Origin of the sequence: Herbaspirillum sp. GCM10030257, from assembly GCF_042666555.1 — a bacterium.
GTDB lineage: Bacteria > Pseudomonadota > Gammaproteobacteria > Burkholderiales > Burkholderiaceae_D > Noviherbaspirillum.
The window spans coordinates 75,598-88,221 of sequence record NZ_JBHTDH010000002.1 but is presented as its reverse complement, the minus strand read 5'-3'; the positions used below and the strand labels follow the sequence as shown (position 1 = coordinate 88,221).

The window sequence follows — 12,624 nt, the reverse complement described above, 5'->3', positions numbered from 1 at the left end:
ACGCATGACCTGATTGGGTCATCAGCCGCTGAGAGCGTCGCGGAAGTCTTCTAACAGATCGTCCGTATCCTCGATGCCAACAGAAACCCGGATCAGCGATTCGGCAATCCCCATTTCCGCGCGGCGCTCCGCCCCCATTTCGTAAAAGATCGTATGGGCGACCGGAATAACCAGTGTCCTGGTATCGCCTAGATTACTGGCCGGGATGGCAAGCTTCAGACGGTTAAGATAATCGAAACAATCGATATCTTTTCTTAACTCGAAACTAAACAAGCTGCCGTAGCGTGCAAACAACTCACTGGCGATGCCATGCTGGGGATGTGACTCGAGGCCAGGGTAATACACGGCGGCGATGCGGTCGTCCGCTTCGAGCATACGCGCGAGGGCGAGCGCATTGGCGCATTCGCGGTCGAGACGCAAGGCCATGGTTTCGGAGCCGACCGCGATATGATGGGCTGCTTCCGGCCCGAGCGTGCCACCGAAGTCGCGCAGACTCTTGGCGCGGATCTGGGCCATGCCCCATTGGGCCGGCACATACTTCTTATACGAATCGAAAATGTTCGGAAACTTAGTCCAGTCATAGAGGCCGGTATCGGTCAGGCTGCCACCCAACGCATTGCCGTGCCCACCAATGGACTTGGTTAATGCATTGACAACCAGGCCTGCGCCGACCATCTTTGGACGGAAGAGATAAGGCGAAGTCATCGTGTTGTCGACCACATACAGAATGCCGCGGTCGCGGCATAACTGGCCAATACGTTTGAGATCGGCAATCTGTGTACGCGGGTTGGCGATCGTTTCGACAAAGACAATGCGCGTCGCCGGCGTAATGGCGGCCTCGACGTTCCTGACGTCGGTAGCGTCCACCATCGACACTTTGGCTCCCTGCCCGTTGACTGTTTGCCAGAGGCTATTGGTATTGCCAAAGAGGAAAGCGGAAGAGACGACGTGATCACCTTCCCGGAGCAGCGCCTGCGCCACGGCACCGATCGCAGCCATGCCAGTCGAAAAACAGATGGTGGCAAGGCCCTGCTCCATTTTGGTGATCTTGTCTTCCAGCGCGGACACTGTCGGGTTACCTTGACGGCCATAACGGTAGCCAGGCTGTTTACCCTGAAAGACTTCGGCGAGTTGGCGTGCGTCGCGATATCCGAAGGTCACCGAGGTATGAATAGGCTTGTGCAAGGACCCATGCTCGATCGGTTTCTGACGATCGCTATGCAGGATGGTGGTGGTGAATCCGTATTTTTTTATCTCGGTCATGGCAATAAAAAACCCGCTTGGCCTGCGCTAAACGGGTCGTAGGAAATTTAGGGCCGTTTTAGCAGAATTTGTTATGGGGCTTTACCCTGGCGCCCGCAATCAGTTACAAATCGGCGCAAGCCTCCATCGTAGCGTAAAAATGAATGAACGCAAACTGTCAAGTTCCCAGTACTTTTGGAGACTAAGTATGCACTTCGTGGTCCTGTGAAAACGTAAATATTTTGCACTAAATCCTAGGCTAGTGATCCTAATCAAATAACCGTTTCCCATTCTTGTGCATCTGGCAACCAGGCGAAATTTGCACCGAAGACAAGGGATATAAAGACATGGGATACAGCAACGAGACTTGTAACATTCATGCCAATCGATTTTAACCAGCTCGTTCTTCAGGAAACACCGGACGCGATTATCGTCATGGCGCCAGACGGGAAGGTTGTACATTGGACAAGAGGCGCGGAGGTCGTGTTTGGATATACCGCAGCGGAGACTACAGGCCGCTCCCTGACGGAATTGCTGGTGCCCACGGATCGCCTCAGCGAGGAGCGTCGTTATATGGAACTAGCGAGTACCACGGGCCTGTGCAATTATGAATCGATCCGCCGCAGGAAGGATGGATCATTGGTGCATGTCGATATATCGCTCAAGCTCATCCACGATCCGCAACGCGAAACGACTTACTTTCTGACGGCACAAAAGGACGTAACTTCACTTAAGGTGCTCCGTGATGCGAAGCTGCTGGAGGCAAAGTTCCGTGAACTGCTTGAATCGGCACCGGATGGTATCGTGATGTCGAACTCGACCGGCCATATCGTGCTGGCCAATAGTCAGGCCGAGCGGCTGTTCGCTTATGAGCCCGGTGAAATGCGAGGACTTCCCGTTGAGAGCCTCCTGCCTGTGCGCTTGCGTGCCGGGCATGTCGGCCAGCGATCAAGTTATTTCTCGCAATTCCATCCGCGAGCGATGGGAGACGGTCTGGTGCTGTACGGCTTGCGCAAGGATGGTACCGAGTTCCCCGTCGAGATCAGTCTAAGCCCACTCGAAACCGAAGAAGGCGTATTAGTATCGAGCGCCATCCGCGACATCACAGAGCGCAAGCGCTTTGAGCGGGCCTTGTACGAAAAAAATCTTGAACTGGAAAAAGCGAACCAGGCGAAGGACCGCTTCCTTGCCAGCATATCGCACGAATTGCGTACGCCGCTCAACGCCATTATGGGCTTCACCGGCACCCTGCTCATGCGCTTGCCCGGCCCGCTCACCAAGGACCAGGAGAAGCAACTTAGGACTGTTCAAGGCAGCGCCAAGCATCTTCTTTCGCTGATCAATGATTTGCTGGATCTTGCGAAAATTGAATCCGGAAAAGTGGAACTGCTTCCGGAATCTGTATCTTGCACCCTGCTTCTACACAGTCTGGCTGACACGCTGATGCCGCTCGCAGAGCAGAAAGGACTGAGGTTCCGCCTGGAGATGCCGGACAAGGAAATCCTGCTCACCACTGACCGGCGAGCGATCAATCAAATCCTCATTAATCTTGTCAATAATGCCATTAAGTTTACCGAGCAGGGAGAAGTCAGTGTTCATCTTGATGAAGTAACAAGCGAAGCATCCTCACTTGTTACCTTCCGGGTCTGTGACAGCGGAATAGGTATACCCGAGTCAGACCAGGAGAAACTCTTCGAGGCTTTTTCACAGATTGACTCAAGTTCGACCCGGCGATTCGAAGGAACCGGCCTCGGGTTATACCTGAGTCAAAAGCTTGCAACCCTACTTCGAGGAAAATTGACTTTTAGCAGCGAGTTCGGCAAGGGCAGCATCTTTACGTTGACCATACCGAGAGACATGCCATGAAGGTGCATCCATCGACGTTAACTGTCTCGATCAACTCAATTGAGGACCGACGCTGCGCTTCGGGAGGTATGCGGTGACAGCAAGGATGTTGCTCATTGAAGACGATCCGGCCAATTTGGAGCTGATGGAGTATTTGCTTAATGCTTTTGGCCATACCTGTTTATGTGCACAGAATGGCACGACCGGATTGGAGCTGGCATTGAAAGAGTCGCCGGATCTGGTTATCTGCGACGTGCAATTACCGCTGCTTGACGGGTACGTTGTGATCCGGCAGATCCGCAGCGATCCACGCCTGCGGCATCTCCCGGTGGTGGCGGTGACAGCGCTGGCCATGGTTGGTGACCGCGAAAAGCTGCTTGCCGCAGGCTTCGATGGTTATATCAGCAAGCCTATCGAACCAGAGGGCTTTGTCGGGACGATCGAACAATTTTTACCGGTTCCCTCGGCTGCTCCTATCTCACAGAACGGTTCGCACGACGAAGGCTTTGCCAGGACGCAAACCGAGGAGCAGCGCGCAACGCATGCGGCAGGAAAAAACAGGAGTCCAGATGGCGACCATATTGATCGTTGACGACCACGTCCTCAATCGACAATTCCTCATGGCCCTGCTTGGTTATAGCGGCCATGATCTTATCGAGGCGGCAAACGGCGCCGATGGCCTCACGATGGCGAGCGCACGCCGACCGGACCTGATCATTGCCGACATCCTGATGCCGAACATGGATGGCTACGAATTTGTTACCCGCTTGCGCGCCCTGCCCCTGATCGCAAATACGCCCGTGATTTTTTACACGGCGGCCTATCATGAGCGCGAGGCAAGCATCATGGCAATGGCTTGCGGCGTACGCTGGATACTTCCCAAGCCATCCGACCCCGAACTCATTCTAAAAACCGTACATGAAGCGCTCGGCCAGCCGAATCTCGTCGTCGCACCATTGGATACGCAACCGGCATTATCGGATGCGGGACCGCGCGCCGGACTGGACAACCAGCTCAATGAGTACCTGATAGAACTGGAAACTAGTAGCAATCTCGTCTCTGAATTTGCGGAGAAGCAGGGAGGTTCCACTGGTGATGTGCAGGGGTTGCAACAGGTGGTGCAACGTCTGTCGAATGCCTTGTCGAGCCTGCAGGCTGTCAGCCTTCGACTGACGGCACTGATCGAGTTAGGCATCGAGCTGACCGCCGAACGTGAGCCCAAGCGACTGCTGGCCAGCTGCTGCCGCGTGGTCCAGGATATCTGTGTGGCGCGTTACTCGGCGATCGGCATCCTCAGTGAAGACGGAACGCGCGTCGATCAATACGTGACGCGCGGAATGGACGATGCCACGGTGGCGCAACTGCTGCCACCTGCGCCGGATGCAGGTATCTTTCGTGATGTGCTTAGCGGGAGAGCACCGTGCCGATTGACCGTGCTCGACGGTAGTCCGGAACGAGTCGGATTGCCGCGCAGGCATCCGGCGGTGCATTCCATCCTCGTGGTGCCCGTTGCATCGCAGGACAAGGTGTTCGGCTGGCTTTATCTTGCCGACAAGCTGGAAGCCGGAGAATTCAGCGAAGTCGACGAACGCGCCGCGTCTACAGTCGCGGCTCAGCTCGCGGTGGTCTATGAAAACCTTGTGCTGTACAGTGAAATCCAGCGCCAGCACAATCAGCTCACGACGGAAGTCAATGACCGCAAGCAGGTACAGGATGCCTTGCGTCGAACACTGCGTGCCCGTACGGTCATGGCGGAATGCAATCACGTGATGGTGCATGCGACCAGCGAAAAAGGTCTGCTGGACGACATGTGCCGCACCGTCGTGGAGTCCGGCGGTTATCAGATGGCCTGGATCGGATATACCAATCCAGATGGAAGCTTGACCCCCATGGCGAGCTGTGGTTCCCTGCCAGGCAGGGAGCACCAGATGGCGCAGAAGATACCCGGCGCTCCTGTCTTGGCACGTGAGCATGCAAGCAGTCCGGACATGTCCCGCTCGTGGGTGGTGATTGACGTCCCGCCCGACAGTTATGCGAGTGTTTCCGGTTCATCGGCTTCTTCACCGGCCACTGCTTCTGCGAGTGAAAGAACGGATGAAACCGAATTCGCTGTAACCCTCCCGTTGAAATACGATGGTGAAGTCTTCGGTGTCCTGACCATTCACGAAGCCGACTTTGGCGTGTTCGATGCCGAGCAGATCGCCATGCTGGAAGAGCTGGCCGATGATATTTCATATGGCGTCAATAGCCTGCGTACGCGTGCAGCACGCGAAAAGGCGGAACGCGATTTGCGAGCGACGGAAGAGAAGTTGTCGAGCATTCTCGATTCGATTGACAATGTGGTCTGGTCAGCCAGTGACAAGGGCTTCATCTACCTCAATTCGATTGCGGAGAAATTGTACGGTCGGCCACTGGAACAGTTCTTTGAAAACCGTAATACCTGGTTCGAGGCGATTCATCCGGAAGACCGCGAACGCATTCGCGACGCCCATCACCGGCTTGCCGTGACCGCAACCTTTACCGGCGAATACCGGGTCGTACGGCCAGACGATTCCGTGCGCTGGGTTGAGGAACGCGCCAGGGCGATTCGCAGCAGCGACGACAAACTCCTGCGCTATGATGGCATCGTGATCGATATCAGCAAGCGCAAGGAATACGAAGCGCGTATCGAATATCTTGCCGATCACGATGCATTGACGTCGCTCGCCAATCGCAATCTCCTCGCTGACCGTATCACGCAGGCGATGGCCCATGCGCGGCGCAGCGGCGACATGCTGGCCCTGTTGTTTCTTGACCTCGACCGCTTCAAGAGCGTCAACGACAGCTTCGGCCATAGCCTGGGTGACAGCCTCTTGCTCGAAGTCTCGGGGCGTCTCAAGCATGTCGTGCGCGAAGGCGATACCGTCGCACGGCAAGGCGGTGATGAATTCATCATCCTGCTGACCGACGTGCAAAGACCGCAGGACGTAACTGCTGTCGCACAAAAAATATTTGAGGCGTTTTCGACACCGTTCCATGTACAGGGCCATGAGCTGTTTATCTCGACGAGCATCGGTGCCACCATTTTCCCGGATGATGGCGACGACATTCAAACCCTGCTGCGCAATGCCGATACCGCGATGTACCGGGCAAAGGACGAGCACGGCAACGCTTTCCAGTTCTATTCCCGCGAAATGAGCGAGCGCGCGCTGGAGCGTGCAGAACTGGAAAGCGCTTTGCGCCGTGCGCTTGACCGCAATGAATTTGAGCTGTTCTATCAACCCAAGGTGGATGGCATGTCAGGTCGCATCATTGGCGCCGAGGCACTGATACGCTGGCATCATCCGGTGCTCGGCATGGTGTCGCCTACCCGCTTCATCCCCATGGCCGAGGAGATCGGACTGATTGTCCCCATTGGAGACTGGGTCATCCATACTGCCTGCGCACAAAACAAAGCCTGGCAGGATGCCGGACTGCGGCCGATCAGTGTGTCGGTCAACCTGTCGGCGCGCCAGTTCAATCAGGAAGGACTGGTTGAATCGGTGGCGAACACACTCTTTTCCATGGGCCTGGATGCCAAGCATCTGCAACTCGAGTTAACGGAAAGTATGGTGATGAACAGTGCGGAACTATTCATTACCAAATTGCAGGAACTGAAAAACCTTGGCGTGCAGTTGTCGATCGATGACTTTGGAACCGGATACTCCAGCCTGAGCTACCTGAAACGCTTTCCTCTGCATCAGCTGAAAATTGACCAATCCTTTGTGCGGGATATTGCGACCGATGCTGACGATGCGGCAATTACCAGCACCGTGATATCGCTCGGGCACAGTTTGAATTTAAAAGTGATTGCGGAAGGTGTCGAGACCGAGGAACAGGTGGCGTTCCTGCGCGAGCATCAGTGCGACGAAATGCAGGGGTACTTTTTTAGCAAGCCGTTGCCAGCCCAGGATTTCGCGTCGCTGCTGCGGACGCATTGATGGTGTGAGCAATCCAATGCTGACGACCGGATAAGACAAAGCCCGCTGACATTCATCAGCGGGCTTGAACTTTACGCCATCAAGTCAGAACGACGACGGCGACCGAACTTAATCCACTCGTGCCAGATTCAAGTTCAGCTGCGAACGAACAGCATCTTCAACTTCAGGCTTCGGATTGTTGCGCACTACTTCGATACGGTCGAGGTAATCACGCGATATGTCGCCGGTGACATAGACACCATCGAAGCACGATGCCTCGAAGTTCTTCAGCTGAGGGTTCACGTCGGCGATCGAACGCTTCAGCGATTCCACGTCCTGGTACACCAGCGCATCTGCGGTGATTTCGCGGCAGACTTCTTCTTCGGTACGACCATAGGCGATCAGCTCGTTGCGTGTTGGCATATCAATGCCATACACGTTGGGGAACATGACCGGTGGCGCTGCCGATGCAAAAATCACGCGCTTGGCGCCGGAGTCACGCGCCATCTGCACGATTTCTCGGCTGGTCGTGCCGCGAACGATGGAGTCATCCACCAGCAAAACGCTCTTGCCCTTGAATTCGCTGCTGATCGCATTCAGCTTCTGCCGCACGGATTTCCTGCGGAGACCCTGGCCCGGCATGATGAAGGTGCGGCCGATGTAACGGTTCTTGATGAAACCCTCGCGGTAGTTCAGGTTCAGCTTGAGTGCGAGTTCCATTGCGGCTGGACGCGATGAGTCGGGAATCGGCATCACCACATCGATATCACCGGAAGAAAACTGGCGGCGGACTTTCTCGGCCAGATATTCGCCCATCTTCAGGCGGGATGCGTAGACCGATGCGCCATCAATGATGGAATCAGGGCGGGCAAGGTAGACGAACTCGAATGCACAAGGATTGAGTTCCGGATTTTCGGCGCACTGCTGGTTGTACAGTCGTCCATCCATATCGATGAAGATTGCCTCACCAGGGAGTACATCGCGCAGGAAACGGAAACCCAAACCTTCGAGCGCAACCGACTCGCTGGCGACGATGTATTCCGGTCCCTTTTCGGTGTCGTTGAAGCCAATGCACAAAGGACGGATACCGTAGGGGTCGCGGAAGGCAAGCAAACCGTAGCCGGCAATCTGCGACACAACGGCATAGGAACCGCGCACACGTTTGTGCAAAGCGGAAACAGCCTTGAACAATGCGGATGGATCGAGTGAATAACCGGTTGTTGCCTGCTGGATTTCATGTGCCAGGACGTTCAGCAGGACTTCCGAGTCGGAATCCGTGTTGACGTGCCGGCGGTCGTTCTTGAACATCTCGATCTTGAGTTGTTCCCAGTTGGTCAGATTACCGTTGTGGGCGAGAATGATGCCGAAGGGCGCATTCACATAGAACGGCTGGGCTTCTTCTTCACTGGAAGAACCGGCTGTGGGATAGCGGACCTGGCCGATACCGGCATTGCCGGGAAGCGAGCGCATGTTGCGGGTACGAAACACGTCACGTACCAGGCCGTTGGCCTTGTACATGGAAAACGTATTGCCGTGATTGGTTGCAATACCCGCCGCATCCTGACCGCGATGCTGGAGCAAGAGCAGCGCATCGTAGATCAGCTGGTTTACCGGGCCGTGAGATACAACGCCAACAATGCCACACATGGTGGACTCCTCAACTAAGACAATTCAAAAGCTTACGTGCCGGGACATATCGCCCGGGAGAAATGGCTTGACGGTGCGCGCGGCGGTTTCCGCCAACGGGCTGAATAAGGCTTCTTTCCAGAACGCCTGTTGCGGGATCGCCGTCATGCCGCACACCAACACTACGGCGAGCACAATGACCAAACCGCGCGCCAAACCGAACAAGCCGCCCAGACCACGATCCGCCACGCTCAGGCCACTGGCCTTGATTACCGCATCCATCGCCATGGTGAGCAGCATCATCAGCAACCTCACCCCTAAAAACAGCGCAATAAATGCCACGATCAGCCGTGTTGTACCGCCAGGAATCACCTCCGGCAACAGCATCGCAAGATCCTGACCGTAGGCATTGGCAACGACGAGAGCGATGATCCAGCTCAGCAACGATAATATTTCCTTGACCAGTCCACGCAGGGTGCTGATGACAATCGAGCACACGAGCACAAAAATCACCAGATAATCAAATGCGGTCACAGGCGACAATAATCAAGCCGGCACAAGCGTGCCATTGAGACCCAATTTAACGATTTTTGCGCGGATTTTTTCTGCCTCATCCTTATTGGCAAAAGGTCCAACACGGATTCGCGTGCGGTCGCCAGCTTCAGTGGCAACTTTTTGCGTGTATGAATGGATACCTGCGTCCTTCAATCTGGTCTGCAGCTCATTCACCTTTTCCTTGGTCGCAAGGGCCGCGACCTGGATTACAAATTTACTGGATTTTTTTTCGGCGGCAGTCGGATCCGGCTTCCCTTCCAGCAGCGCCTTCGCGCGTGCGGCTTCGGCGGCCTTGTCCGCACTCTTGTCCGCGGGTTTGTCAGTGATCTTTTCGACCGGCTTGGGTTGTTGTTTTGGCTCCGGCTTGACGTCAGCCTTGGTATCTAATTTTGTATCCTCTTTCGCCAGCGCAGGCGCCTTGTCTTGGGCCAGCTTGTTGCTGTCCGCAGCCTGTTTGTCCTCGGCGGATTTCGTCGCTGGCGTTGACGGAGTGGCAAGCGCCACACGTGGTGCCTCGGCTTTCGGCGATGTCGGTTTGGCATCGGCGGCGGAGTCGGTCGACTCCATCACTTCTTCCTTCGGATCAAGGGAAGAAGTGGCACTTACAGTGGAGTCGGTACCGGAAGCCGCTGGACGGCTGGCGGGCGCAGCGACCGGCTTGTCCTTCGATGGAATCTGGATCGCGATGTCATCGGCGACCGGTTTAGGCTCCGAATCCAGGATCATCGGCAACCCGATAATTGCCGCAAGAACCAGTGCAACTGCACCGATCAGGCGACGGCGCGCACGCTTTTTCTCGGGCAAAACCGGGTCGACCGGCGCATCGCCTTTTGCACCCTGGGTGGTCGCGCGGCGCTTGCGGCTGCGGACGGCCTTGGACTCCTCCTCGGCGCGCGAATAGAAAGCGCTGTCATCCGAAGTGGATTCCTGCTTGTTTTTACGAAGGAACGATAACAAGCTCATGCGATAAAAATGACTCGGTCGGTGAAATTCAACGGCAGCCCTAAAAGAATAGTTAAAAGATTATCTTTTTACGACTGTCCTTCGGTTTTCCTGGCCTCGATGACGCCTGCAACAGTGAGGAAGGATCCGAAAACCGCAATTCTATCATTCTCCCCTGCTCTCTTTCGCGCATTCGCGAAAGCTGTGGCAGGAGTGTCGAATAGTTCGATGGAACGCTCGCTGCCGGCATCGCCACGAGGCGTCACACCGGCATCAATGAGCTTCTGCCGAAGATACTCTGCACTTGCCGCTCTTGGCAGAGGCAGGCTGGTCAGGCACCAATGGTCGATCGTGTCCTTGAGCTGCGCGATAACGCCATCGATATCCTTGTCCTTCATCGCACCGAACACTGCATAGGTGTAAGGATGAAAACCCATATTGCCAAGATTTTGGGCCAGCGTGGCGGCGGCGTGCGGATTGTGGGCGACGTCGAGCACAATCGTCGGACGCCCCGGCAGCACCTGGAAGCGGCCTGGCAGATCGACCAGGGCGAAGCCGGTACGCACTTCCTGGGCACCAACCGGCAGGCGATCACGCAGCGCTTCCAGTGCGGCCAGTGTGGCCGACGCATTGAGCAACTGGTTCGCACCGCGCAGCGCAGGGTAGCCGAGCGAGCTGCGGCGCTGGCTGCGGCCGCCGTAGTTCCACTGCTGCTTATCGCCGGAGTAATTGAAATCGCGTCCGAACAGCCATAAATCGGCACCGATGGCTTGCGCGTGATCGATCAGCGATTGCGGCGGCACCGGGTCGCCGCAAATCGCCGTACGTCCCGGCCGGAAAATGCCTGCCTTTTCAAAACCAATTTTTTCGCGGGTATCGCCGAGATATTCAGTATGGTCGATATCGACGCTGGTGACGATGGCAACGTCGGCATCGATCACGTTGACCGCATCGAGCCGGCCACCGAGCCCGACCTCAAGGATGACGGCATCCAGACCGGCTTCGGCGAACAGCTTCAGGATGGCCAGTGTCGTAAATTCAAAATAGGTCAGCGAGACATCGCCACGCTGCGCCTCAACCGCCGCAAATTGACTGACCAGCGCTTCATCGGAAACCTGTTCGCCATGGAGACGCGCACGCTCGTTGAAGTCGATCAGGTGTGGCGAGGTATAAACACCGACGCGGTATCCGGCCTGCATCAGGATGGCTTCCAGCATGGCACAGGTTGAGCCCTTGCCATTGGTGCCGCCAACAATGATGACCGGACAATCGAAATGGATGCCCAACCTGTCCTTAACCTGAGAAACGCGCTCCAGTCCCATGTCGATGGCTTTGGGATGCATGGTTTCAAGCAGGGCCAGCCAGTCTGGCAATGTAGTGGGAAGGCTTTGCATGGGTTTGAGCGTATTGGAAAGTAACTAAAGGCGGCGCGGCGAAAAGTAAAAAGCCCGGACCATGCTGCGGTCCGGGCTGTCTGGTTTGATACGCGTTTAAGCCAGCACTTCGGCCGGCTGGTTCTGTAACAAGGCCAGCAGGCGTGCGATCTCTTCGCGCATCTTGCGACGGTCGACGATCATGTCGACAGCGCCCTTCTGCAACAGGAATTCAGCGCGCTGGAAACCTTCCGGCAGTTTTTCACGCACGGTATTTTCGATCACGCGCGGACCGGCAAAGCCGATCAGGGCCTTGGGTTCTGCAATCACCACATCGCCCATGAACGCGAACGATGCAGACACGCCGCCCATGGTCGGATCGGTGAGCACAGAGATAAACGGCAGTTTTTTCTCGGCCAGCTTAGTCAGCATTGAGGTGGTCTTTGCCATCTGCATCAGTGACAGCAGACCTTCCTGCATACGTGCGCCACCCGTGGCGGTAATGCAGATGAACGGCACTTTTTGTTCGAGCGCGACTTGCGCGCCACGAACGAAACGCTCGCCGACAACCGAACCCATGGAGCCGCCCATGAATTCAAATTCAAAGCAGGCAACCACGACCGGCAGCGTCATGATGGCGCCACCCATGACGATCAGCGCGTCGGTTTCGCCAGTCGCTTCCATCGCGTCTTTCAGGCGATCCGGGTATTTTTTGCTGTCCTTGAATTTCAGGGAATCGACCGGCAATGCTTCCTGACCGATTTCATAACGACCACCCGCATCGAGTAGCGCGTCCAGGCGTTCACGAGCACGAATGCGCATGTGGTGATCGCACTTCGGGCACACATGGATATTCGATTCCAGATCGGTGCGATACAACACGGCTTCACAGGACGGACACTTGACCCACAGGCCTTCCGGAACCGACTTGCGCGTCGCGGAGTCGGAACGCTGGATGCGCGGGGGTAGCAGTTTTTCAAGCCAGCTCATCGTGACCTCATCATAATTTTTGGTTGCCGCATTGTACCGCTCGTCTTGCCTTCCGCCAATATCGGCATGGGCAAGCCCGTATTTCAGCGTGCATCTTTTAAAGTGGCAAAAAT

Annotated in this window: 9 protein-coding genes; 3 read left to right on the top strand and 6 right to left on the bottom strand. The window is 55.9% G+C overall.

Annotation, left to right across the window (positions count from 1 at the left end):
- Positions 1-21: 21 nt before the first annotated feature.
- Complete coding sequence (locus tag ACFQUU_RS02920; protein ID WP_382242414.1) at positions 22-1,263, bottom strand: cystathionine gamma-synthase family protein; 1,242 nt, start codon at positions 1,261-1,263, stop codon at positions 22-24.
- 357 nt (positions 1,264-1,620) lie between these two features.
- On the opposite strand from ACFQUU_RS02920, the gene ACFQUU_RS02915 reads away from it, so the two are divergent.
- From ACFQUU_RS02915 to ACFQUU_RS02905, 3 genes are all read left to right on the top strand, one after another.
- A complete protein-coding gene (locus tag ACFQUU_RS02915; RefSeq protein ID WP_382242411.1) occupies positions 1,621-3,108 on the top strand; it encodes a PAS domain S-box protein in 1,488 nt (495 codons plus the stop codon).
- Positions 3,109-3,181: 73 nt separating this feature from the next.
- Entirely contained in the window at positions 3,182-3,679 is a 498-nt protein-coding gene (locus tag ACFQUU_RS02910; RefSeq protein ID WP_382242408.1) for a response regulator, read from the top strand.
- Positions 3,657-7,046 (top strand): EAL domain-containing protein, encoded by a 3,390-nt coding sequence (locus ACFQUU_RS02905; RefSeq protein ID WP_382242405.1) that lies wholly within the window; start codon positions 3,657-3,659, stop codon positions 7,044-7,046. The genes ACFQUU_RS02910 and ACFQUU_RS02905 overlap by 23 nt, the downstream gene beginning before the upstream one ends.
- A gap of 108 nt (positions 7,047-7,154) precedes the next feature.
- Here the strand turns inward: ACFQUU_RS02905 and purF are convergent, their stop codons facing one another.
- The 5 genes from purF to accD form a co-directional block, all read right to left on the bottom strand.
- The gene (gene purF / locus ACFQUU_RS02900; protein WP_382242402.1) at positions 7,155-8,672 is read right to left on the bottom strand and encodes an amidophosphoribosyltransferase; all 1,518 of its coding nucleotides are present in this window, start codon (positions 8,670-8,672) and stop codon (positions 7,155-7,157) included.
- 24 nt (positions 8,673-8,696) lie between these two features.
- Entirely contained in the window at positions 8,697-9,185 is a 489-nt protein-coding gene (locus ACFQUU_RS02895) for a CvpA family protein (protein WP_382243354.1), read from the bottom strand.
- Between the two features lie 12 nt (positions 9,186-9,197).
- Positions 9,198-10,169, bottom strand: coding sequence for an SPOR domain-containing protein (locus ACFQUU_RS02890; protein ID WP_382242399.1), 972 nt, complete (start codon positions 10,167-10,169; stop codon positions 9,198-9,200).
- 68 nt (positions 10,170-10,237) lie between these two features.
- Complete coding sequence (gene folC, locus ACFQUU_RS02885; protein WP_382242396.1) at positions 10,238-11,542, bottom strand: bifunctional tetrahydrofolate synthase/dihydrofolate synthase; 1,305 nt, start codon at positions 11,540-11,542, stop codon at positions 10,238-10,240.
- Positions 11,543-11,638: 96 nt separating this feature from the next.
- Complete coding sequence (gene accD / locus ACFQUU_RS02880) at positions 11,639-12,511, bottom strand: acetyl-CoA carboxylase, carboxyltransferase subunit beta (protein ID WP_382242394.1); 873 nt, start codon at positions 12,509-12,511, stop codon at positions 11,639-11,641.
- Between the last annotated feature and the right edge of the window lie 113 nt (positions 12,512-12,624).